The organism is Methylobacterium soli (genome assembly GCF_008806385.1).
Classification (GTDB): Bacteria; Pseudomonadota; Alphaproteobacteria; order Rhizobiales; family Beijerinckiaceae; genus Methylobacterium; species Methylobacterium soli.
In genome coordinates this window covers 164,220-187,351 of sequence record NZ_VZZK01000007.1, presented here as the reverse complement: position 1 = coordinate 187,351, position 23,132 = coordinate 164,220, and the positions used below count along the sequence as shown (strand labels likewise).

Annotated in this window: 17 protein-coding genes and 1 tRNA gene; 10 read left to right on the top strand and 8 right to left on the bottom strand. The window is 72.3% G+C overall.

Annotated elements, in window-relative coordinates:
- Nucleotides 1-7 precede the first annotated feature (7 nt).
- Together F6X53_RS09105 and F6X53_RS09100 are read left to right on the top strand one after the other, a co-directional pair.
- Nucleotides 8-688: an HAD family hydrolase gene (locus F6X53_RS09105; RefSeq protein ID WP_150999676.1), complete on the top strand. Its 681-nt coding sequence runs from the start codon at nucleotides 8-10 to the stop codon at nucleotides 686-688.
- 187 nt (nucleotides 689-875) lie between these two features.
- Nucleotides 876-1,076 carry a hypothetical protein gene (locus F6X53_RS09100; RefSeq protein ID WP_150999674.1) on the top strand — a complete coding sequence of 67 codons (201 nt, stop codon included), beginning with the start codon at nucleotides 876-878 and terminating at the stop codon, nucleotides 1,074-1,076.
- A 61-nt stretch (nucleotides 1,077-1,137) separates the two neighbouring features.
- On the opposite strand, the gene F6X53_RS33110 is transcribed toward F6X53_RS09100, so the two are convergent.
- The 4 genes from F6X53_RS33110 to F6X53_RS09080 form a co-directional block, all read right to left on the bottom strand.
- Nucleotides 1,138-1,467, bottom strand: coding sequence for a hypothetical protein (locus tag F6X53_RS33110; RefSeq protein ID WP_238296160.1), 330 nt, complete (start codon nucleotides 1,465-1,467; stop codon nucleotides 1,138-1,140).
- Nucleotides 1,468-1,639: 172 nt separating this feature from the next.
- Nucleotides 1,640-2,029, bottom strand: a complete 390-nt coding sequence (locus tag F6X53_RS09090) for a hypothetical protein (RefSeq protein ID WP_150999672.1) — start codon at nucleotides 2,027-2,029, stop codon at nucleotides 1,640-1,642.
- Between the two features lie 165 nt (nucleotides 2,030-2,194).
- Entirely contained in the window at nucleotides 2,195-2,608 is a 414-nt protein-coding gene (locus tag F6X53_RS09085; protein ID WP_150999670.1) for a hypothetical protein, read from the bottom strand.
- A 43-nt stretch (nucleotides 2,609-2,651) separates the two neighbouring features.
- On the bottom strand, nucleotides 2,652-3,161 hold the full coding sequence (locus tag F6X53_RS09080; RefSeq protein ID WP_150999668.1) for a peptide deformylase: 510 nt from the start codon (nucleotides 3,159-3,161) through the stop codon (nucleotides 2,652-2,654).
- Nucleotides 3,162-3,561: 400 nt separating this feature from the next.
- Here F6X53_RS09080 and lanM point away from each other — a divergent pair, with 400 nt between their 5' ends.
- Nucleotides 3,562-3,975 carry a lanmodulin LanM gene (gene lanM / locus F6X53_RS09075; RefSeq protein ID WP_150999666.1) on the top strand — a complete coding sequence of 138 codons (414 nt, stop codon included), beginning with the start codon at nucleotides 3,562-3,564 and terminating at the stop codon, nucleotides 3,973-3,975.
- Between the two features lie 98 nt (nucleotides 3,976-4,073).
- Here lanM and F6X53_RS09070 read toward each other — a convergent pair whose 3' ends face one another.
- The gene (locus F6X53_RS09070; RefSeq protein ID WP_150999664.1) at nucleotides 4,074-8,426 is read right to left on the bottom strand and encodes a translocation/assembly module TamB domain-containing protein; all 4,353 of its coding nucleotides are present in this window, start codon (nucleotides 8,424-8,426) and stop codon (nucleotides 4,074-4,076) included.
- Entirely contained in the window at nucleotides 8,426-10,327 is a 1,902-nt protein-coding gene (locus F6X53_RS09065; RefSeq protein WP_150999754.1) for an autotransporter assembly complex protein TamA, read from the bottom strand. The genes F6X53_RS09070 and F6X53_RS09065 overlap by 1 nt, the downstream gene beginning before the upstream one ends.
- A 702-nt stretch (nucleotides 10,328-11,029) precedes the next feature.
- On the opposite strand from F6X53_RS09065, the gene F6X53_RS09060 reads away from it, so the two are divergent.
- The 4 genes from F6X53_RS09060 to F6X53_RS09045 all read left to right on the top strand — a co-directional run bounded on the left by F6X53_RS09060 (nucleotide 11,030) and on the right by F6X53_RS09045 (nucleotide 14,671).
- Complete coding sequence (locus F6X53_RS09060) at nucleotides 11,030-11,239, top strand: cold-shock protein (protein WP_150962738.1); 210 nt, start codon at nucleotides 11,030-11,032, stop codon at nucleotides 11,237-11,239.
- 231 nt (nucleotides 11,240-11,470) lie between these two features.
- Nucleotides 11,471-11,851, top strand: coding sequence for a DUF6481 family protein (locus F6X53_RS09055; protein WP_150999662.1), 381 nt, complete (start codon nucleotides 11,471-11,473; stop codon nucleotides 11,849-11,851).
- 927 nt (nucleotides 11,852-12,778) lie between these two features.
- Complete coding sequence (locus F6X53_RS09050) at nucleotides 12,779-13,654, top strand: Crp/Fnr family transcriptional regulator (RefSeq protein ID WP_238298001.1); 876 nt, start codon at nucleotides 12,779-12,781, stop codon at nucleotides 13,652-13,654.
- Between the two features lie 255 nt (nucleotides 13,655-13,909).
- Complete coding sequence (locus F6X53_RS09045; protein WP_150999660.1) at nucleotides 13,910-14,671, top strand: Crp/Fnr family transcriptional regulator; 762 nt, start codon at nucleotides 13,910-13,912, stop codon at nucleotides 14,669-14,671.
- A gap of 36 nt (nucleotides 14,672-14,707) precedes the next feature.
- On the opposite strand, the gene F6X53_RS09040 is transcribed toward F6X53_RS09045, so the two are convergent.
- Nucleotides 14,708-14,800 (bottom strand) — tRNA-Sec (locus tag F6X53_RS09040).
- 299 nt (nucleotides 14,801-15,099) lie between these two features.
- Between F6X53_RS09040 and F6X53_RS09035 the strand changes: the two genes are divergently transcribed.
- Nucleotides 15,100-17,658 (top strand): sensor domain-containing phosphodiesterase, encoded by a 2,559-nt coding sequence (locus F6X53_RS09035; protein WP_238298003.1) that lies wholly within the window; start codon nucleotides 15,100-15,102, stop codon nucleotides 17,656-17,658.
- 60 nt (nucleotides 17,659-17,718) lie between these two features.
- On the opposite strand, the gene F6X53_RS09030 is transcribed toward F6X53_RS09035, so the two are convergent.
- Complete coding sequence (locus tag F6X53_RS09030; RefSeq protein WP_150999658.1) at nucleotides 17,719-18,600, bottom strand: hypothetical protein; 882 nt, start codon at nucleotides 18,598-18,600, stop codon at nucleotides 17,719-17,721.
- Nucleotides 18,601-19,003: 403 nt separating this feature from the next.
- Between F6X53_RS09030 and mprF the strand changes: the two genes are divergently transcribed.
- Nucleotides 19,004-21,673, top strand: a complete 2,670-nt coding sequence (gene mprF, locus F6X53_RS09025; RefSeq protein ID WP_150999656.1) for a bifunctional lysylphosphatidylglycerol flippase/synthetase MprF — start codon at nucleotides 19,004-19,006, stop codon at nucleotides 21,671-21,673.
- Entirely contained in the window at nucleotides 21,670-23,130 is a 1,461-nt protein-coding gene (locus F6X53_RS09020; RefSeq protein WP_150999654.1) for an AcvB/VirJ family lysyl-phosphatidylglycerol hydrolase, read from the top strand. Before mprF ends, F6X53_RS09020 begins: the two co-directional genes overlap by 4 nt.
- The last annotated feature ends 2 nt before the right edge of the window (nucleotides 23,131-23,132 follow it).

Below are 23,132 nucleotides of genomic sequence, written 5' to 3'. Positions count from 1 at the left end.
CCAGCCGATGAAAGCCGTGATCTTCGACATCGACGGCACGCTCCTCGACAGCGTGGACCTGCACGCCGCGGCCTGGGTCGAGGCCTTCCGGCATTTCGGCGTCGCGGTCGCGCAGGCGGATGTCCGGCGCCAGATCGGCAAGGGCGGCGACCAGCTGATGCCGGTCTTCCTGCCGCGGGAGCGGGTGGAGCGGGAGGGCGAGACCATCGAGGCCTACCGCTCGGACCTGTTCAAGCGCGCCTATCTGTCGAAGGTGACGCCGTTCCCGGGCGTGCGCGCGCTGTTCTCCCGCATCCGGGCCGACGGGCACGCGGTCGCGCTGGCCTCGTCGGGCAAGGCATCCGAGGTCGCGCATTACCAGGACATCCTGGGCATCACCGATCTCGTCGACGTGGCGACGAGCTCCGACGACGCCGACCGCTCGAAGCCCCATCCCGACATCTTCGAGGCGGCCCTCGGCAAGCTCGCGCCCTGGAAGGCCCGCGACATCCTGGTGATCGGCGACACCCCCTACGATGCCGAGGCCGCCCGCAAGGCGGGGCTCCCCACCCTGGGGGTTCTCTGCGGCGGCTTCCCCGAGGCGGAGCTCTCCGCCGCCGGCTGCGTCGCGATCTACCGCGACCCGCAGGATCTCCTCGACGGCTACGACGCCTCGCCCCTGGCGCGGGGCCACGCGATCCCGCGCTGAGACCCGCTCAAGCGCGAATTCATGCGCCGCGCGAGATATCCCCGACTTCCAGACCTTCTGTTGCGGTGATGTGACATCGGTAACGTGCCGGCTACCAATCGGTGACGAGATGGGTGGTGCGCGGCCTCCGAACGGCGTAGCGAGCCGCGCGGAAAAGCCCGAGATCCCACGAGGACAAGCGCGGATCATGTCTCAGCCGGCCCAGTCGATCTTCCAGACCCCGTCGAAATCCCTCCAGCAGCAAATCTCGGAGGCCGTCCAGAACCGGGCGACCCCGATCAGCCAGCTCCTGCGCCTGATGTCGGCGCTGGATGCCGATGCCGGCAGCGCCAACGAGAACCTCCGGCATCAGCTCCGCGCCCGCATCGGCGCACCGCTCAGCGCCTGAGCCTCACCCGCACCGGGCAGGGCCGGCACGCGACCCGCCCGGCGGCCCGTATTCCCGCGTCTCAGCGCGTCCGGCGGGGGCGCCGGGCCGATTTGTGGGTGACGGGTCTGCGGGCGGCGGCGCTCGCGCGCTGCATGCAGGCCATGTAGATCTGCCGGCCGACCGCGCGCAGGCCGAGTCCCTGCGGGTCGGGGGTCGAGAACACCCGGGCCCGGGCCTCGTTGCGGCAGGCGGCATCCTGCGCGCTCTTGATCGGCGGCTCGCCCTGGGCGGAGGCCCCCGATGCCGTGCCGAGACAGGCCAGGATCAGGCCGAGGCCGAGGAGCGCACGCGCCAGGGAACGGGACGGATGGGCGGTTTCGGGGCGGCTCCGGACGGCGGCAGGCGGCATCGGGTCGTTTCCTCGCGGTCGTTGGGTCTGATGGCAGGCGCGGCGCGCGGCCCTCGCCCGGCCCCGGGCAGATAGGGCGCCCGACGCCGCAGCGAAGCTCGGATCCGCATTCCGCCCTCAGGGCCGGCCCGCCCTGGCGGGTGGACCGAGGCGGATCAGGGCAAGGGGCGGATCAGGGCAAAACCCAGAGGCAGGCCGGCGCCGCCTGCACGGCCAGGCATTCATAGGGCGCGCCCCCCACCATGGCGCGATGCGCGACGGCGCCGATCTCGGCCCGGGGCAGGGCCCGGCAGAGCGGCTCCTGCGCGACGAGGGCGGCCGCCGCGCCGCGATCCTCGCCCGCCCGCGCCATCAATTGGCGCAGGGCGATGAGGGAATCGCACGCGACCACGTCTCCCGCGCCGCCGGCGCGGCCATCGGCGCGAGGGGCCCCCGGAACGGGCTCCTGCCCCCAGGCCGGGACGGCCCAAGCGCTGGCCGCGAGGGCAAGGCCCGCCGCCACGGCCGTGATCGCGGGCGAGGCGAGCCGGGCTCGCAGGGCCGGATTGCGCGCAATCCCCATGGACATTCCTCCCAGGCGCGCCGGGCCGCGCGCTCCGCGATGCTCCCGGTCGAAGCGCCGGGTCGGGTTCGGCCCCATCCGCCGCGGGGATCCGCGGGCGGGAGCCGAGCATAGACCCGGGGGGCCAGCCGATAGAAGGGGCCGGTCGACCGGCAGCGTTCTGGCTCAGCGGCGCGCCTTCTCCGGGGCAGCCCGACGGGGCGGCTCGGGGGCGGGCTTCACCGGCGTCACTGCGCCGGCGAGCGTCCAGTGGCAGACCTGCGTCCCCTGCAGGCCGACGCAATCGTAAGCTTGCCCATCGAGCCCGACATGGTCGGCGAGCGCCGAGACCTTGTCGCGGCCGATGACGCTGCAGCCGAGATGGTCCGCCCGCTCATCCCCGAGGCGCGCGGCGGCGAGCCCCGCATCCCCCTTCGCCTGGCGCAGCAGCAGGCGCAGATTGGCGAGCGACGGGCAGCCGACCACCGGGACCGGATCGGGCGCCGCCTTGGCGGGGGCCTTCTGGGCCTGCGCCGCGGCGGATAACGTCGCGAGCAGGGCCGCGAGACAGGAAAGGACCGCCGGGAGCAGGCTGCGCATGGGCCATGCCTATCACGGCCCGCCCGCGCGCCGCCATCGCGCGTCAGCCCGCGCGGGCCTCGCGCCGGAGCTTGGCGAAGCGCTTCAGCGCCCGCTCCCGCCGGAGCCGCGACAGGCGCTCGATCCAGAAGATGCCGTCGAGCTGGTCGATCTCGTGCTGCAGGCAGGCGGCGCGGAACCCCTCCGCCGCTTCCTCCCGCTCAACCCCGTCGAGGTCGCGGTAGCGGAGCCGCACGGCGCGGGCCCGCTCCACCGTCTCGGCGACGCCCGGCATCAGGACGCTGCCCTCGGTGCCCGAAGCCCGCTCCGGCGAGGCCCAGACGATTTCCGGATCGGCATAAACCGTGTGCGGCTCGCCCGGCTCGAGGCGCAGCACCACCAGCCGGAGCGGCCGGCCGATATGGGGCGCGGTGAGCCCCACCGCCTGCGCGGCATCGAGGGTGTCGCGCACGTCCCGGGCGAGATCCCGCAGGCTCTCGTCGAAGGCCGGGACCGGCTCGGCGCGCAAGCGCAGTCGGGGATCCGGGTAGAAAATCAGCGGTTGCGCGGGCACGAAACGACTCTCCGAAGGGATGTGCGGGGATCAGGCGCGCCGCTGCGGCGCAGCATCCGGATGCCCGTCAGCCAACATGGAGCGCCGGATGCGGAATTGTTCAACGTAGGGGGCCGATTCGCGTGCACGCCCCATATGAAATGTTCAGCGTTGCGATCGCGCTCACTGGGCCGGACGCTTCGCCGCTGCGTGCCGCGCCCGGGGCCTGATTCGGCGTTCGCGCCGGAAACCTCGGAGAGAGAGCGGCCCTCGTCTTGCGAAGAAGCATCACGTTTCCGTGTCTTCCACGACGTCATGGCGGATTCCTGCGCTGATGCCCATTTCCCCCTTGCCTGCCCCTTGTGCAACGCAACGGCCAGGGATAGGGAAACTCTCGCAAACAAATCGGGAGAAAGTGGCAATGAGCCTTCGTGTTTCCAGCAGCTTCGCCGCGCTTGTCCTGGCGCTGTCGACCCTCGCAGCCCCCGCCGTCCTCGCCAAGCCCCTGAGCGGCGCCGGCGCGGTCAAGATGATCGATACCGACAACGATGCCACCGTCGACCTGAAGGAAGTCCAGGCCGTCGCGTCCGCGACCTTCGATCGTCTCGAGAAGGACGCCGACGGCACCCTCGATGCCAAGGAGCTGAAGGGCCGCCTCAGCAAGGCCGGCGTCAAGCAGGCCGATCCCGACAACGACGGCACCCTCGACAAGAAGGAATACCTCGCTGCCGTGGCCGAGCGCTTCAAGGCCGCCGACCCGGACAACGACGGCACCCTCGACGCCAAGGAACTCCAGACCCCCGCCGGCAAGGCCCTGCTCGCGCTCATCAAGTAAGCGCGGCCCGCCAACCTGGGTCAGCCTGCAAGGTCAAGCCCGCTTCCGCGCCCTGCGGAAGCGGGCTTTTCGTTGGGTGCCACCGTGGATTTCGGGGCTCAATACTCCCATTCCGCCCCGATGCCGACGGCCGCGCGGCCATCGCTGCCGGCCTCACCCTGGATCTTCACCCGGCGCGTCACGTCGTAATCGATGGTGGCGGCCGTATCGGCCGGTTTCGCCCCGGCCTTCACGCCAACGCTCAGGCGATCGCTCAGATAGCGCGAGGCCCCGATCGCGGGGCCACCGCTCGCCCCCGTCGAGACATCGAGGCTGTCGAGACCGAGGCCCTTGCGGGCTTGCTCGAACACGTCGATGCCGCCGGCGCCGCCCGAGAGCTGGGCCACCCCTTGCGCCAGTTGCAGCGCCTGGAACGGCGAGAGCTTGCCGGCCGCCTTCTTGAACAGGAGCCGCGACAACACCTCGTCCTGCGGCAGGCTCGGATCCGAGCTGAGGACGAAGTTCGGCTGGTTGGCCGGTCCCGTCACGGCCACGCGGGCTGTCACCTCGGCGGCCTTGGTCTCGGCCGCGAAATCGAGATCGGGTGCCGTGATCTCCCCCGCGAAGGTCAGGCGGCCGCGCGTGAAGTCGAGGCGCTGGCCGATGATGCTGAGGCGGCCCCGTCGCATCTCGAAGGCACCGATCGCCTGCGGATCGCGCGAGGAACCGGTGAGCCGCAAGGTCCCGCCGAGTTCGGCATCGATGCCGCGCCCGCGCACGAAGATGCGGTTCGGCGCCGTCACGGCGATGTCGAGATTGGCGTCGAAGGGGCCGGCCGGCCGGCCGCGGCGGCGTCCAATGGCGGCGGCCTGCGCGTTGCGCTCGGCCTTGCGGTCGAGCCGCGCCCGGACCTCCGGCGGCGTGTTGACCCGGCGGATGCCCGGCAGCGGCTGCACCGTGGCGGGCAACCGGTCCGGCACGGAGACGTCGATCGAGACCACGTCGACCCGGCCCGCCACGCGCGGCGTGCGGGCGAGCGGCCCGCTCAGTGCCAGATTCAGGCTCGCGACCGCCGTCATCAGGGGGCTTGAGACCAGTTCCGCCCGCTCGGCCGTGAGCGTCAGCGTGCCGGGAAACCCAGCCTCGGGCGCGACCGCGACGCGGCCGGAGGCGCGCAGCGTACCGCCGTTGCGGGTCGCGGCGGTGAGGCGCTCCAGCACGATGGTGTCGCCGCGCCCGGTGGCCCGGCCCTCGATGCCGGTGAAGCGAATGCCCTGGAGCGGGTCGGTGAAGCTGCCGCCCGAGAGCGTCGCCGCGCCCTCGACGCGGGGCGCCGCAAGGGTGCCGGTCACACCGGCGTCGAAGGCGACGCGACCGGTGAGGCGCTGTCCGCCGGCGCTGAGCAGGCCATTGGCGAGTGCGGCCTCGACGGTGCCGCCCGCCTTGAGCGCCAGGGTGCCCCCGGCCTCCACCGGCAGGGAGCCGCCAAGCGTCACCGCGACGCCGGGCCCGGCCGAGACGCGGCCGTCGAGGCCGGCACGCCCATTCGCGAGGGCGCCGCTCACCCGCGCCTCGATCGGCGGAAGGCCGGCCTTGCGGGTCTCGGGCGTGACGAGGCGGCTCACCGTGAAGGCGTAATGCCCGTCCGGCCGGGTCGCCTGGCCCCGAACCTCGGCATCGCCGTCGAGGGTGCCGCTCAGGGCAAGGCCCGGGCTCGCGATGCGGGCCAGGGAGAGGGGCAGGGCGCGCAGACCGAGCTTGAGGTCGAGATCGTGACCGGCCCGGCCCGAGACCGTGAGGCGCCCTGAACCCGCCGCGAGGCCGAAGCCGTCGATCCGGGCACCGCCGTCGCCGAGCGTGATCGTGGCCGGACCGGTCAGCGCCAGCCGATCGGCCCCCCGCACGGCCGAGAACCGCGACAGTTCGATGCGCGTGCGCTCGGCCGGCACGAGCCGGGCGGCCCCATCGAGATCGAAGCCGCGGGCCTTGGCCTTGAAGGTCACGTCGCTCGCCGAGGGCGTGCCGATGGCGGAAAACCGGACCGTATCGAGGCTCTCGCCCGCGGCGACGAGGCGATCCGCGTCGAGGCGTCCGTCGAGCACCGGGGCCCGGAGGAGATCCTGGCCCTTGAGATCGGCATCGAGGCGCGCGAGCCCGACCTCGCCGACACGGATCTGCGCGCCCTTGGCGCGGAGGGCCGCGTTCTGCCGGCCGCCACTGCGCGTCAGCGCGATGTTCGCATCGAGGCTGCCGGACATGCGGGTCAGGGCGAGGGGCGACAGATCGTCGAGATCGGCCGCCGTGAGCGTCAGGGTCCCGTCCGCAAGGCCCGTTCCGGCATCGATCGCGGCGCGCCCGTCCATGCCGACGCTGCCGAGGCGGACCGCGAGACGGTCGAGCGCCCAATTCTGTGCGGAGGGACGCGTCAGATGAACGTCGCCCTCCAGGGCCTTGCCGCCGATCATGCCGCCGAGCCGCACGCGGCCATCGAGAGCACCGGTGAGATCGCCGATCGTGGCGTCCATGCGCAGATTGCGGATCGGACGTCCGAGCGCCGTCGCTTCGGAAGCGCTCAGCACCGCGGCGAGGTCGGGTCGCACCAGGGAGCCGGTGAGGCGCCCCTCCAGCGTGGCGCGCCCGGCCAGCTTGTCGTCGAGGGCAGCAAGATCCTTGAGGTCGAGGCTGAGCCGCGCATCGGCGAGACGCGCCGTGGCCCGCCCTTCCAATCGCGCGATCATCTCGGCCCCTTCGAGACGGGCCTGCTCGAAGGCGTAGCCGTCATAGACCTGGGACAGGCGCCCGTTGAATCGTGGGGTCCGGCCGAGAAGTCGGTCGAGGATCGGATGCGCGAGGCCGAGCCCCTGCGCGCGCAGATCCACATCCGCCGTCACGGCCTTGCGGGCGGGGTCGCCGCTGAGCGCCGCCCGGGCCGCGAGGCTGCCGGCGAGCGGGCGACCGGCCAGACCCGAATAGACCGCGAGGTCGCGCATCTCGGCCTCGACCTCGCCCGTCAGGATGTTCTGGCCGATCCGGCCCGCATAGGTGGCCTCGGCATTCAGCCCTTCGATGCGCAGGCTCGACACCGCGAGCGTGTTGTCGGGCTCGAGCGTGGCCCGGAACGTCAGGGCGGCGCGAGACCCGATGGCGTGGGCGAGCGCCGGATCGGCGAGCGAGAGGCCCTCGACCCGCGCATCGGCGCTGAGGGCGAAACGGCCCGTCTTCTCCGCAGTCACCGGCACCGCTTTGACGCTGGCGTCCATGCGGTCGAGTCTGCTGTCGCGGGTGCGCAGGCCCGCCGCCTTGAGCGATCCATTGATCTCGGGACGGGCGAGCGGCCCCTTCAGGCTGGCGTCGAGGACGAGGCTCTGCAATTCCGTCTCGGCGGCCTTCGTCACGCCGCCCTCGGTCGGCACGGCACGGGCCGAGACGGTGAAGTCGGCCATTCGGTCGGTGCTGAGGCTGCCGCGCGCATCGAGGCGAGCGGTGCGCGAGGCGAGTTCCAGCCGGTCGATGCCGAGGCTGCCGCTGTCGGAGAAGCGCAGGGACCCGTCGAGCTGGGTCGTGCCCGAGAACACGGCGGCAACCGGGCCGGGCAGCAGGCCCTCGATGCGCGAGGCGAGATCGAGGCTGAGGCGCCGCTCGGCGCCGATGCGCGAGATCTTCGCGGCTCCCTTGGCGCCGATGCTCTCGCCCGCGTCGAAATCGAGGCGCGCATTCCACGCATCGAGAGTGCCGCGCCCATCGAGGTCGAGGTTGATGGGCGGCGTACCCGGCACGTTCAAACCCTTCGAGAGCAGGCCGCCGGCGGGCTCCGTCAGCGTTGCCTTCACCTCCAGCCGCTCGCCCTTCGGCACGAACAGGAGCCGCGCCACGAATTGCCCGGCCGCATCGAGGCGATGGACGCCGAGATCGAGGTCGAGGCCCTCCGCGGGGGCACCGAGCTTCACCTTGCCCTGCGCCTCGAGCCGGGCCGGCTGTCCCGCGATGGCCTCGCCAAGCACCAGCTCCGCGAGGCGGAACCCCTTGACCTCGACCTTCACGGGCAGGTCCGGCAGCAGCGAGCCGTCGGGCTCCGGCGCATCAGCGGCCGGGGCGGGCAGGGGACGGCGCAGGACCTCGAGGCGTCCGAGTTCGAGGCTGTCGATCTCGAGGCGCCCCGACAGGAGCGCGAGGCGACGCCAGACGAGGCGGGCTCGGTCGAGCTTCAGCCAGACGCCGTCGCGGTCGCTGATCGCCACGTCCCGGATGGTGGCGTCGGAGGAGAGGGCGCCGTCGACCGCCCCGATGGCGACGCGGGAACTCGGCGTCGAGAGGGCTTTGGAGAGGAGCCCGCCCAGCACCGTCTTCTCGCCCTCGTCGGCCGCCCGCGTGAAGGTGGCGGTCCCGACGAGCGTCGCGATGACCAGGGCACAGAGCGCCGCGGCCAGGGCTCGGCCGCGGCTCGCGACGGGGCGCATGCGTGATCCAGCCATCAGAAGGCTTGTCCCAGGCTGATGTAGAGGGCTGCCGGGCGCTCGTGATTGCCCTTGATCCGATTGAGCGGGAAGGCGAGGTCGACGCGGATCGGGCCGATTCCGGTATAATAGCGCAGGCCGATGCCGGCGGCGTACCGGATCCGCTCGTTGAAGTCGGGCAAGCTGCCGGCGAAGGCCGTGCCGGCGTCGAAGAAGGGCACCACGCCGATGGTGTCGGTGACCTTGATGCGGGCCTCGAGCGAGGCTTCCAGCAAACTGCGGCCGCCGATCGGCAGGTTGAAGGGGCCGCGGGGGCCGAGCGTCCGATAGGGATAGCCGCGCACCGAGCCACCGCCGCCCGCGAAGAACCGGATGTTGGCCGGGATGTCCTCGAGCCGCGCGCCGGAGATCGAGCCGAAGCCGAGGCGGCCCGCGAGGATGTATCGCGCCTCGTCGTCGAAGGCGTAATAGGTCGAGCCCTGCGCCTTCGCCACGAAGATCGAGGGATCGGAGCCGAGAAACCCCGCGTAAGGCGTGGCGGAAGCGGTGAGCCGCACGCCCTCCGTCGGGTCGAGGAGATTGTCGGTCGAATCGTAGGACACCGAGAGGGGTACGCCGACGAGGCGGTAATCGACCTTGCCCAGCGCGTCCTGCGAGCGGCCGGCCTGCCCCTCGACGCCGAGCTGTGCGAAGAACGTATCGGAGAAGCGGTGCCGGATGCCGACCGTGCCGCCGGCCGCATCGGCGACGTAGCTCTGCTGCGCCTCGCGTCCGGCGAAGGCGTTGGCGACGAGGTCGTTGCGGGTGCCCCAGAGCGCCGGCTTGACGAAGGTCGCCGAGAGGCGCCCGCCGAGCCCGTTCGAATCGATGCCCGCGAGCTTGCGCTGCGTCGCGTAGAGGTCGTTGCCAAGATAGTAGAGATCGGCGTCGACCCGCAGGGTCTCGCCCCCGCCGAAAAGGTTGCGGTTGGCGTAATAGGCGCGAATGCCCGGACCATCGACGGTCGAGTAGCGGGCGGCGACGCCGATCAGGTTGCGCTCCCGCTCCGTCACGTCGACGAAGATCGGCAGGTTGCCCTGCGGGTCGAGGGTCTCGCCTTCGCGTACCCGCACCGAGCCGAGGCCCTCCACCTTCGCGACCGAGCGCCGGATGTCGGCGATTGCCCGCGGCGAATACGGGTCGCCCGGCTCCGCATAGATGAAGGAGCGCACCACCGCCGGGTCGATATCCTCGGTGCCCCGCAGGGCGACCGAGCCGAGACCCGCGAGCGGTCCCGGATCGACCGTGAAGGTCACGTCCATCACGTGGGCCGCGTCGTCCACCACGGGATCGCGCGAGACCACCTTGGCGAAGGGATGGCCGAGCGAGCGGAAGCGATCAACGATCCTGGCCTCGCGCGCCAGGACGGTCGCGGAGCGGGCCGGAACCGCCTCGTCGACACGCGTGAAGCGCGCGGGCAGCACCTCTTCGGTGAAGGAGCGTCCGCGGGAATCGCGCACCGTGACGGAGCGGAGCGTGTAGAGGGGGCCAGGATCGAGGGCGATCCTGACCGGAACCAGAGCCCGGTTGCGCGAGGCTTCCGCCGCCCGCGCGGCCGGGGCGAGGGAAGCCTCGCCGCCGATCGCCACGCCGTCGACGCGGATCGCGACCCGGCCCGCATAGTAGCCGTAGCCGGACAGAGCCTCAGGAAGCCGCCGGAGATCCGCCTCGGCGCGGCGCACGAGGCCATCGCCGTCCGGCGGCGGCTCCTGGCGCAGGCGGTAGAGGGCGGAGGTGTCCTGCAGGGCCTTGAGGAGATCCTCGTCGTCGGCCCCCGAGACCTTGACGCTGTAGGGCAGGGCGCCCGCGTTCGGAGCCGGCGGAGCCTCCTCGGATCCGAACAGCCCGAAGAGGTCGAAGGCCGATGCGGTCTGGGTCATGCCGAGCGTGACGCCGAGCGTGATGCCGGCCGCCAGCCAGGCCTGTCCAAACCGGCCGATCGTCGGAAACCGGTCCCGCCTTGGGATCGTCTGAGCCACGCGCGAACGGTTCTCGTCTCTCAAGCCGCGCTGCAGGCGATCACGGCCCGCCCCGACCCGCCGGCCGGAGCCCTCCCGATCCGAAACGTCGCCTGCGTCGTCATCTCAAGCCCCCGCTCGATGCCGGCTCGCGCGAACGGGGCCATCCGGCCCTGAATGCCGATGACTGGCCCATGTGTCCGGCTCCGAGGAGTCATGCCCAGAAAGCCGCGCTGGTCGCCGCGAACCTAGCCGTCGGACCTTGCGGGGGCAACCTTCGCGGGGGACGGAGCCGGCTCGCGCCGGAGGGAGGGCCGCGCCGGAGTATCCTCAAGCCGCCGTCAGGCCTCAGGAATCGGGTCGCGCCCGCGCCCCATCCCCGCAGGTGCGCGACAGCACGATTCCGCGGTGCGCCGCCTTGCCAGAACGGCGGCGGCGACCTAACTCAGCCTCTCATCGATCCGTGGCCGGCTCATGCCGGGTTGCCTCGCCCCATCGTTCCCGCTGTCCCCAAGGGCGCCGCATCGACCCGTTCCCATATCGACCGACCTGCCCTTCATGCTCCTGCGCGGACAGCCGCGAGGGCGGGCGGGTCCCCTACCTCACAGACTGGAGGAATACGCCATGAGCACGGGTACCGTGAAGTGGTTCAACGAGACCAAGGGTTACGGCTTCATTCAGCCGGATGACGGCGGCAAGGACGTGTTCGTCCACATCTCGGCCGTCGAGCGCGCCGGGATGCGCAACCTGATCGAGGGACAGAAGGTCTCCTACGAGATCGAGAGCGATCGCCGCACCGGCAAGCAATCGGCGGGCAACCTCCAGGCCGTGTGAGGCTTTTGAGAGACCGTCACCGATCTTTTCCGGTCGGTGACGGACAAAGCGTTCGATGCGCTCCGCGCGCGAGGCCGATTCTGTTGCGTCGGGCCTGGGGCTGAGGCATTGGCAATCCGGTTTCGCGGGACAGGATCGGATTCTCGATCTCCGCTCGCCTCCGTCCGCGCTGGCGCGCCGGCGGCGATCCCGTGAAGCGTCGCACCTGAGATATCGCACGAGAAAGGTCAGATGAGCGCATTCGACTACAGGAATTTCGACGACCGCCGCCAGAACTCCGCGAACGCGAAGGCGGCTTTGCTGGCCAAGTTCAAGGCCCGCCCGCCGGCCGACGACCCCGAGCTGATCGCGAAAGCCAAGGCGCGCCAAGAGGTTGCCCGCGCCCGCGACGAGCGTATCCGGGAGCGTGAGGCCGCCCGCATCGCGGCCGAGATTCAGGCAGCGGAAGAGAAGCGCGCCCGCGAGGAGGCGGAACTCGCCGCCCAGATCGCGCGCGAGGAAGCCGAGAGCGCCGCCGCCCAGGAGCGCAAATCCGCCGAACTGGTCGCCAAGAAGGCCCTGCGCGATGCGCGCTACGCGGCCCGCAAGGCCAAGGTCAAGACGCGCCGCTGAGTCGGCGCGGCGTCCGGCAGGGCGCATGCGATGCGGCACGGGACCGACCCTTGGGGCCGGCCCGGCCGCTCTTTTTTGACGGAACATTTCATGAACGATTGCGCATTCGGCCGCCTCGGCCGGCGGTGACCGAACGGCGCACGGATGTGCCGGTCCGGACCCGGCGGAATCGGCAATCGGGTGGACAGGGTCCGGCTTAGAAGGCAGCGACCCGGCGAATCTGACCCGTGACGCGCCATCCGGCCGCGTGCGCGACGAAACGCAATCTAAGGTTTTATCTCTCGAAAAACTGCGCGCTTGGGATGAAGCGCGCGGCGCCCCTGCCCCCGGATCCCCGGAGAGGCCTGCGGTCCCGGTCCGGAGCCGATATGCGGGTCGCCGGCACCGTGACGGCGCGGCCGGATCACCCATCACAGGTTGCACCTCCACCGCGCGAAGACTGTCCAACCGGGTCTGGCCGGGGACCACGATAGTCAGATTTCGTACAGATCGACCATTTGAAGAATCTAAGATCGCCGAATGCCTGCGCAACTCAGCCGTCCCGAACATCTCCGCAGTTTTTGGTTCACATTACCCACAACCCGTGTTTGAAAAGAACAGAATTATTGCTAACATACGCCTGTATCGCTTGATGCCCGCGGCGGAGGTCGAGTCCGCGGCGGCCTCAGGAGACCGATTGCAGAGGGAGCGGATCCGGACGTCGCGGAAAGCGGCGAGCCTCACGCGATCCGCCGAAATCTCTGCCATCCGAAACTTGGGAGGACGCTGAGACGGGGAGACTCGGCAACGATGCGGGCCGTCTGGCCCGGATCACACGATGCGAGACCGTGGTCGCGGGGCAGCACCCCGCGGTCGTGCGAGGGACCCGAGCCTCCATTCCACCGGCAGGCGCTGCCGCGGACGGGAATCGGGCGAGAGGAGGCATCGATGGATACGTTGCCGCGCTATGCGGTGTCGCCCCTTCGCTCCGGCACATCGGCGGGTCTGTCCGCCCGGCGGCCCGGCGGGGCGTCCGAAGGGGGAGGCGAGGTGGTGGGCGGGATCCTGGCGCGCAAGCTCGGGAATTTTCTCGAGCTCTCGGGGCCGGAGCGGGAGAGCCTGAACGAATTGGGCCGCCAGCAGCGCCACCACGGCGCCCGCGAGCACCTGAGCCTGGAGAACGGCCTGTCCCGCTCGGTCTGCCTGATCATCGAGGGCAATGCCTGCCGCTACAAGATCCTGCCCGACGGGCGGCGCCAGATCCTGACCCTGTTCATCCCGGGCGACCTGTGCGGGCGCTGCCTGCCCGATCTCGACCTCGGCGACGAGAGCGTCGTGACGCTCACCGCCGCGACGGTCGCGGTGATCCCGCGCCAGGCCTTCGCGGCCCTGGTCGAGGAGCATCCGCGGCTCACCCGGGCGCTCGCCTGCGCCGCCCTCGTGGAGGAGGCGGTGCACCGGGAATGGATCGTCAATATCGGCCAGCGCACCGGCTACGAGCGGATCGCGCACCTGTTCTGCGAGCTGTTCGTCCGCCTGAGCGCGGTCGGGCTGACGCAGGGCAACCGCTGCGAATTGCCCCTGACGCAGGGGGAGCTCGCCGATGCCCTCGGCCTCTCGGCGGTCCACATCAACCGCACGGTGCAGCAACTGCGCAGCGACGGCCTGATCTGCCTGCGCGGGCGGGAACTCACCATCCTGGATTTCCCGGCCCTGCAGAGCGCGGCGATGTTCGACGGCAGCTACCTGCACCTGCCCAAGAACCTCACCTTGCCGCATGGGCGCAACCTCGAAGCCGGCCCGGGATCCCTGCACGGGCTCTGAGGCCGGCGAGGTTCGGGCAAGGGGCAGGGCAAGGGGCCGGGCAAGGGTTCGAGCCCGGGATCAAGCCAGGCCCGGGCAAGCGTTCAGGAGAGTACGAAGCCGTCTCGATCCGCAGATCCTTAACTTTGGTGAATCCCCCCCGGACCGTCCAGCGGCTAAGTATGAGGGCCCGTCCGGCCCTCACCTCCGGCCCGGCATTGTGTGCGGCGCCCGAGCTCGCCGCCTGGATGGGTGAGCGGAGGGCGGTTCAACCCGATGGACACGCTCGTGCTCCAGGACCCGCCCCTGATCCCGACCGCCCCGGCCCAACCGACGGTCCAGAACCGCCTGCTCCGCGCCCTCGCGCCGGAGGATCTGGACGGGCTGCGCCCCCATCTCGAGAGCGTGCCCCTCGATCTCGGCGCGCGCATCGCCGCCGCCAACACGCCGATCCAGCGGGTCTACTTCCTCGAGAGCGGCCTCGCCTCGGTCAGCCTCGCGACCGGGGAGGGCGTCCGGCTCGAAGTGGCGATCCTGGGCCGCGAGGGCATGGTCAGCCCGGCCCTGGTGCTCGGGGTCGACCGCACGCCCTTCGACACCGAGATCCGCGTGGCCGGCCACGCCCTGCGGCTGGAGGCCGACCTCCTCCGGAGCGCCATGGCCCGCAGCGAGGCCCTGCGCGCCCTCCTGCTGCGCTACGTCCAGGTCGCCAACCTGTGGACGAGCCAGACCGCCCTCTCCAACCGCCGGCACAAGACCGAGGAGCGGCTCGCCCGCTGGCTCCTCCTCGTGCATGACCGCCTCGACGGCGACGACCTCGCGATCACGCACGAGATCCTGTCGACGATGCTCGGCGTGCACCGCCCCGGCGTGACGGTCGCGGTCCACGAACTCGAGAGCGGGGGCATGATCGCGACCCGGCGCGGATTGATCACGATCCTCGACCGCGACAAGCTCGTCCGGCTGGCGGGCACGAGCTACGGCTTCGCGGAGGCCGAGTACGAGCGGCTGGTCGGGCCGCTCCGCGAGGACGCCTGAGGGCTCCCGGGCGGCCCAGGATCAATCGCGAAAAGCTGGCGGAGGCGGATGGGAATCGAACCCACCGCACGCTGTTGGCGTGCCGCTGGTTTTGAAGACCAGGAGGGCCACCAGACCCCGTTCGCCTCCAGGGCCCGGCATAGCACGGCGCCGACCCGGGTCGACAGCGGTTTCGATCCGCCCGCACAGCCCAAGACACACCCGAAGACACACCCGAAGACACGACCAGAGACACAACCGGAGGCCGGGCCGCGCCGACGCGGAGACCTCTCTCGAAGGTCTCCGACGCGGAGGCGTTTCTTAAGAATCTGCGGCCTACCGTTTCGGCAACTGGAGATTGAAGCAAACCCCACCGACGAGGCCCCGGCATCGGGAGCGAGCCCCGATCGGTCGGGGGCGGGCAGGGCCCGCGCTGGAGGGGGTCGCCGATGTTTCCCGTCGTACCGCGCGAGGCCGAGCGGCTGAAGGCCCTGCGGAACCTGGCGATCGCCGACAGCCCGCCGGAGCCCCATCTCGACGCCGTCTGCCGGACCGCCGCCGCCCTGTTCTCGGTTCCGATCAGCCTCGTCTCCCTGGTCGAGGAAGACCAGCAATGGTTCAAGGCGAGCTGCGGCCTCGATCTCGGCCGGACCCCGCGGGCGGTCGCCTTCTGCGCCCACGCGATCCTGGCCGACGACGTGCTGGTGATCGAGGATGCGGCCGCGGATCCGCGCTTCGCTGAGAACCCCCTCGTCACCGGACCGCCCCATATCCGCTTCTACGCCGGCGCTCCCCTGACCCTGGAGCCGGGACTGCATGTGGGCACCCTCTGCCTCAAGGACGTGGTGCCGCGCCGCTTCCCGGCCGAGCAGCGCCGCCAGCTCCGGGATCTCGCCGCGATCGTGGTGGCGCAATTGCGCCTGCTCCGGGCCGAGCGCGACATCCGCGAGCGCGAGGAGCGCTACCGCCTCGCCGAGCAGGCCACCAAGGACGCGATCTGGGACTGGGACCTCGTCACCGACGCGATCAGCTGGGGCGAGGCGGCCGAGACCCTGTTCGGCCCCCGCCCGCCCGAGGCGGACCTGACGGGGGCGCAGTGGATCGAACGCATCCACCCCGAGGACCGGGACCGGGCCCGCGCCACCATCGCGGGCGCCGTCGACGGCACCGAGGACCATTACAGCGACGAGTACCGCGTCCGGCGCGGCGACGGCACCTACGCGCAGGTCCTCGACCGCGGCTTCGTGATCCGCTCCGGGACCGGGGCGGCCCTGCGCATGGTCGGCGCCACGCATGACGTCACCGAGCGCCGGCTCTCGGAATCCGCCCTGCGCGCCAGCGAGGAGCGCCTGCGCCTCGCCCTCCGGGCCGGGCGGATGGTCGCCTGGGAGCGCGACCTCCGGACCGGCCTCGCCACGCGCTCCGACAATGCCCGCGAGCTGCTCGGGATCGGTTCGGGGCCGGTCTCCTACCTGACCGACCGGGTGCATCCCGAGGACCGGGCGCATGTGGAGGATTTCAGCGCCTATGGGGGCGCCCTCGATGCGGTCGAGTTCCGGTTCCAGCCGCCGGACGGGCCGGAGATGTGGCTCTGCATGCGCGCCGAGCAGGCCGAGCCGGAGCGCATCGTCGGGATCACCTTCGACATCACGGACCGGAAGCAGGCGGAGGCGCGGCTCTGGCGCACGGCCAACCACGATCCCCTCACGGAATTGCCGAACCGCGCCCTGTTCCAGGCCCGGTTCAAGGCGGCCCTGGCGGCGGCCGAGCGGGACGGCACCGGCGTCGGCCTGCTCCTGATCGACATCGACGACTTCAAGGACGTCAACGACACCCTCGGGCACGATGCGGGCGACGCGATGCTCAAGGAGATGAGCGCGCGCCTGTCCGCCCTGATCCGCCCCGCCGACACGGTGGCGCGGCTCGGCGGCGACGAGTTCGCGGTGATCCTGGTGGCGCCCTACGGCCTCGCCGAGGCGGCGGCCTTCGCAGAGCGCCTGGTCGCGCGCCTGCGCGAGCCCTTCACCTACCGGGGGCGTCCGCTCGCCAGCAAGGTCAGCATCGGGCTCGCGGGCTACCCCGCCCATCATCGCCTGCCCGACGAGCTGATGAAGGATGCCGACATCGCGCTCTATCGGGCGAAATCCGCCGGGCGCAACCGCATCGCCGTCTACGCCCCGGAGATGCGGGCGCTCACCGAGCGGCGGGTCGCCATCGCGGGGGAGATGCGCGAGGCCCTGGCGCAGCGGCGGATCATTCCGTTCTACCAGCCGAAGGTCTGCCTCGTGACGGGCCGGATCGTCGGCTTCGAGGCGCTCGCGCGCTGGCAGCACCCGACCGACGGGATCCGGGCGCCGGGCTATTTCGGCTCGGCCTTCGAGGATCCGGAACTCGCCAGGATGATCGGGGCCTGCATCATCGGCCACGTGGCGGCGGATATGCGCGGCTGGCGCGCGCGCGGGCTCGCGTTCGGCCGCGTCGCCGTGAACGTGTCCTCGGCCGAGTTCCACCAGCCCGACCTCGCCGACACGATGCTGGGGGTGCTGGAGGCGGCCGGCGTCCCGGCGACGTGCCTGGAGATCGAGGTGACCGAGACGGTGTTCCTCGGGCGCGGCTCGGATTGCGTCGCCGCCATCCTGCGGCGCTTCCACGAGAGCGGCGTCACCGTGGCGCTCGACGATTTCGGCACCGGCTACGCCTCGCTCACCCACCTGAAGCAGTTTCCGGTCGACCACATCAAGGTCGATCAGAGCTTCGTGCGGGGGCTGGAGCAGGACGGGGACGACGCCGCGATCGTGGCGGCGGTGATCGGCCTCGGCCGCTCCCTGAAGACGCAGGTGACCGCCGAGGGCGTCGAGACCGAGGGACAGGCCGAGCGCCTGCGCGCCATGGGCTGCGACTTCGCCCAGGGCTACCGCTACGCCAAGCCCATGATCGCCACCCGGATTCCCTGGCTCATCCGGAGCTGGGGGCAGGGCCCCGCGCCGGCCCGGAAAGCCGCCCGCTGAGGGCGGCCGAAACCTCACGATGAAGCCGCGAGACTTGGCCAGCGCGTCCCTCGGGGCCGATCAGGCGGCGCGCAGCGGCTTCTTCAGGGGCTCGAACACCACGGCGTAGTGCTGCGCGCACCAGCGCTTGCCCGTGACGACGCGGCAGCCGCAGACGCGCTTGCTCTCGATCGAGACCGGCTCGTGATCCGACCAGAGCGGGTAGACGCAATCGAGGAGGCCGGCCTTCATGAAGGGCATGCCGTCGCCGCCATCGGCCGCGATCAGCGGCCGGCGCGACAGGGGCGTCGGCGGCATCACGCCGCCCGGCCCCGCCGCGACCGGCAGCGCGGGGGCCGGCTCCGCCGGCGCCAGGGCGGCGGGGGCCGGCGCCAAGACCGCGCGGGGCGCCGGCTCGGCGGGCCGGGCGGCCGCCTTGGCCGGGATCGCCGCGGCCTCGACGGGCTTCGGGGCAGCGGGCTTCGCGGCCACCGGCTTGGGAGCGACAGGCTTGGAGGCGACAGGTTTCGGCGCAGCGGGCTTGGCAGCGAGGATCTGCGAGGCGAGCCGATTCAACGCCGCGGGCCCGAGGACCGGCCGCGCGGCCCGGAGCGCATCGGAGGGCGCCTCGGCGGCGAGGGGCTTGGGGGCGACAGGCTTGGCGGCGACCGGCTTGGGAGCGACCGGCGGGGCGGGCTGAACCCTCGCGGCCTGCGGCTTGACCTCCTGCGCCTTGGTTTCCTGCGGCTTTGCCTCTTGCGACCTGGCCTCTTGCGACCTGGTCTCCTGCGACCTGGTCTCCTGCGGCTTGGCCGGCAGGGTCAGGGCGGCCTGCGCCACCCGGCGGATCACGTCCTCCGGGGTGGTGCCCACCGCGTCGGCGATCGCCGCGGGATCGCTTCCGGCGACCCACATGGCGACCGCCCTGCGGGTCGCCTCCTCCGTCCACAACGCATCGGTCATCCGCTCGGGGCCTTGTTCCTTTGGGATTCGGGAGGCGCCGTATAAGCCCTCGCGGCGGGCCAAGTCTCCCGCTTTCCGCACATGGGTCCGCCGCCCGGACCGCGATTGACCCGCCTTGCAAACGCCGCGAATCCCCCGACCTCCCGGATTCGCCCGGTCCGAGGCGCCCAGGATGAGAGGTTCCGGCTCATGGACCGGGCCAAATGCCTGATTTCCGCCAAACAATCGCGCGAGAGCGCTGACGCCGAACCGAGCACGCCCTGGACTTCGTTCAGGCAATATCCAGCTTCTCTGATCAAATTGGATGCATGATTCGTTCGCGGCACCCGCGAGCGCCTCACCCGGACGGCATGCCCCGCCGCCCCGGTTCCCGGATCGAGCCCTGCCGCCCTTGACCACCCGCATGCCGACGCGCTCAGAAACCTTGCCCCTCCGGGAGGGCGACCTGCTGGAACCCGGCCCGGACACGTCCGGGCTCCGGGCGCAGCTGAAGCGGGTCGTCGCCCCGATGGCGGGGCTCTGCATCACCCTGCTGGGCCTCGTGGTGATCCACCGGACGCTCGGCAGCGTCACCCTCGACGCCGTCTCGGGCGCGCTCTCGCAGATCCCCGCGCAGGCGCTCGGCCTCGGCCTCGCCTGCACCCTCGTGAGCTTCGCGGCGATCGGCCTCTACGACCTCGTGGCCGTCGAGACCGTGGCGCCCGGCCGGCTGCCGCGCCCGCTCGCGGCCGCCACGGGGGCGGCGGGCTACGCCGTCTCGAACGCCCTCGGCTTCCCCCTCCTGACGCAGGCGGCCCTGCGCTACCGGCTCTACGGCCCCACCGCCGTGGGGATCGCGGATGTCGGCCGGGTGCTCGGCGCCTCGTGGTTCGCGCTCCTCGTCTCCCTCGTCACCATGACGGCGCTGGCGCTCCTCCTCGGGCCGCCGAACCTGCCGGGCCTGCCGGGCCTGCACCCGGTCCTGCACACGACCGCGGGCGCGACGATCCTCAGCCTGGTGATCGGCCTCGTGGCCTGGCTCGGCCGGCGCGAGCGCCTGCTGCGCCTCGGCCGCGTCAGCCTGCGCCTGCCCACCACCCGGGCGGCGCTGGTCCAGATCGGGGCCGGCATCGTCGACCTGACGGCGGCGGCCGCGACCCTCTACGTGCTCCTGCCCGCCGACGCGGTCGGGGCTTTCCCGGCCTTCGCGCTGATCTACGTGGTGGCCACCGTCGTGGGCATCGCCAGCCACGCCCCGGGGGGCCTCGGCGCCTTCGAGGCGACCCTGATCGCGAGCCTCGGGGCCGGCGGCCGGGCCGACGTGATCGGGGGGCTCCTGGCCTACCGGATCATCTACACGCTCCTGCCCTTCGGGGCCGCCATGCTGGGGCTTGCCGGCGTCGAGGGTTATCGCCGCCGGGCGCTCGTCGCCGCCCCCGCGCAGGCGGTCGGCCGCTTCCTCGAGCCGATGGTGCCCCGGGCCGCCGCCGGCATCGCGCTGACGGGCGGCCTCGTGCTCCTGGCATCCGGCGCCACCCGCGACCTCGCGACCCGGATCGAGATCCTGTCGCAGGTGGTGCCGCTGCCCTTCGTGGAGGCCTCCCACTTCGCCGCGAGCCTCGTCGGCCTCGCCCTCCTGGTCCTGGCCCGCGGCCTCAACCGGCGGCTCGCCCGGGCCTGGCGCTACGCCCTGACGCTCCTGGTCCTCGGCGCCGCCTTCTCCCTCGGCAAGGGCCTCGACTGGGAGGAGGCGCTGCTCCTCGGCAGCCTCGCGGCGCTGCTGGCGATCTTCCGCGGCTCGTTCTACCGCTGCCCGCAGGTGAACCCGTTCCTGAGCCAGTCGCTCGCGGCCCGCTCGCTCTCCTCGAAGGCGCTCGCCTGGCGCCCCACCGGGCTCGCGGGCGCCGCCCTCCTGTTCGCGGCCGCGATCGGCCTCGGCTTCTTCCTCTGGCGCCACTGCGCCGACGCGGACGCCCTCTGGTGGCAGGTCGCCTGGGACGGGGACGCCCCGAGCGTCCTGCGCGCCTCCTTCGCCCTGATGGCGGGCGTCGTCGCGATCGGCTTCGACAGCGCGGTCAACCGCCGGGGCGTCCAGGCCGCGGCGGAGGCCGAGATCCCGCCGGCCGTGCGCGAGGCCGTGGCCCGGGCGCCGGGGGCCTGGGCCGCCCTGGCGCTGCTCGGCGACAAGCAGTTCATCACCTCGGGCGACGGCCGGGGCTTCGTCATGTATGCCCGCGCCGGCCGCAGCCTCGTGGCGCTCGGCGAGCCGGTCGGCCCGGGCGGCACCACGGCCGAGCTCGCCTGGGCCTTCCGGGAGCTCGCCGACCGCGCCGCCGCGCGCCCGGTCTTCTACGGGGTCGGCCCCGAGAACCTGCCGCTCTTCCTCGACATGGGTCTCGCGGCCCTGAAGCTCGGCGAGGTCGCCCGCGTGCCGCTCGCCGAATTCTCCCTCAAGGGCCCCGCCCGCCACGACCTGCGCTACGGCGCGCGCCGGGCCGAGAAGGAGGGTCTCACCTTCGAGATCCTGCCGCGCGACGCGGTGCCGGCGGCGATGCCCGCGCTCCGCGCCGTCTCGGATGCGTGGCTCGCGCTGAAATCCGGCAGCGAGAAGCGCTTCTCGCTCGGCTTCTTCGACCCGGCCTACCTGGCGCAGTTCGACCTCGCGGTGATGCGCAAGGAGGGCCGCATCGTCGCCTTCGCCAATCTCTGGCGCGGGGCCGACCGCCACGAGATGGCGATCGACCTGATCCGCTACACCCCGGACGCCTCGCGGGTGATCATGGACGCGCTGTTCGCGAACCTCCTGCTCGCCGCCAAGGCCGAGGGCTACCGCTGGTTCAACCTCGGGGCGGCCCCGCTGTCGGGCCTCGACGACCGCCGCCTGGCGTCGCGCTGGAACCGCTTCGGCGCCTTCCTGTACCGGCGCGGGGCCGACCTCTACAGCTTCGACGGCCTGCGGGCCTTCAAGCAGAAATTCGACCCGGTCTGGACGCCCTATTACCTGATCTGCCCCGGCGGCCTCGGCACCCCGAAGGCGCTCCTCGACGTCGCGACCCTGGTCAACGGCTCGCCCCTCGGGCTGATCCGGCGATGATCCCCGGAGGCGGGCCGCCGCGGATCCGCCCGATCCTCGCCCTCGGCGCGGCGGCGGCGGCCGGCCTCGCCCTGCTCCTGGCCTCGCGCCCGCCCGCGCCGACGCATATCGCCGCCGCCAGCCCGGTCCGGGTCTCCTCGGCGCATTTCAAGGACGTTCCGGTGGCGATGCCGGCCAGCGCGCCGATCGGCCTCGCCATGCTGGTCGCGGGCCGGAGCGAGCCCGAGGGCCGCGACGACGCCCTGTCCCGGGCGCTGCTCCGGCGCGGCCTGATGGTGCTGCACCTCGACGCGCAAGCCTGGCGCGCCGGGCTCGCGCGCGATGCCGGCCCCTGCATCCGCCCGATGTCGGATGTCGAGGATCTCTCGAAGGAGACCCAGCGGGCCCTCGGGGCGAGCCGCTACCTCCACCCCGTCCTGGTCGGCACGGGCGAGGGCGGGACCCTGGTCCACGCCATCCTGGGGCAGGCGCTGGCCGCCACCGTGGCGGGGGGTGTCGCCCTCGACCCCGCGGACGTGCTGGCGACCGGGCGCCCGACCTGCGACGGCGCCCCGGCCACCCCGGCGGAGGGCGGCTTCCGCTACGACCGGCGCGCCCCGCTCCAGGCCCCGATGGTGTTCGTGACGGGCGCGGCGCCCGAGGCGCCCGCCTCTGGCAATCCCGTCGCGGCGCCCGAGGCGCCCGCCGCCAGCGATCCCGTCGCGGGGCCCGAGGCGCCCGCCGCCAGCGATCCCGTCGCGGGGCCCGGGTCGCACCGGCCCGAGACCCGGGTGGTGCCCGGCGCGGAGGCCCGGCTGGAGCGGACGGTCGATGCCGCGGCGGGGCTCACGGCGCAGGATGCCGGCACCGGCACGCTGCCGCTGGTCGACCACCCGGCCGTGGGGCCGACGCGCGCGCTCGCGGTGTTCTTCTCGGGCGACGGGGGCTGGCGCGACATCGACAAGACCATCGGCGAGTGGCTCGCCCGCCAGGGCGTGCACGTCGTGGGCGTCGACGCCCTGCGCTATTTCTGGTCCGACAAGAGCCCCGAGACGGTGGCGGCCGACACCACCGCGATCGTGCGCGCGGCCGATCCGGGCGGGCGCCTGCCGGTGCTGATCCTCGGCTACTCCTTCGGGGCCGACGTCTTCCCCTTCGCCTGGCCCCATCTCGGGCGCGACCTGCAGGAGCGGATCGGCCTCGTGGCCCTGCTCGGGCCCGGGCGGACCACCGGCTTCAGCGTCTCGGTGAAGGGCTGGCTCGGCCTCGGCGGCGCCCACGCGGTGGTGCCGCAGATCGCCGCGATGCCCCCCGCCAAGGTGTTCTGCCTCTACGGCTCGGCCGAGACGAATCCCGGTTGCGCCGACGCCTCGCTCTCGGCGGTGCGCCGGCTGCGCCTGGAAGGCGGCCACCATTTCGACGGCGATTACCCGGGCATCGCCCGACGCATCCTCGAAGCGGCCAGATTGCCGGGCTAAGG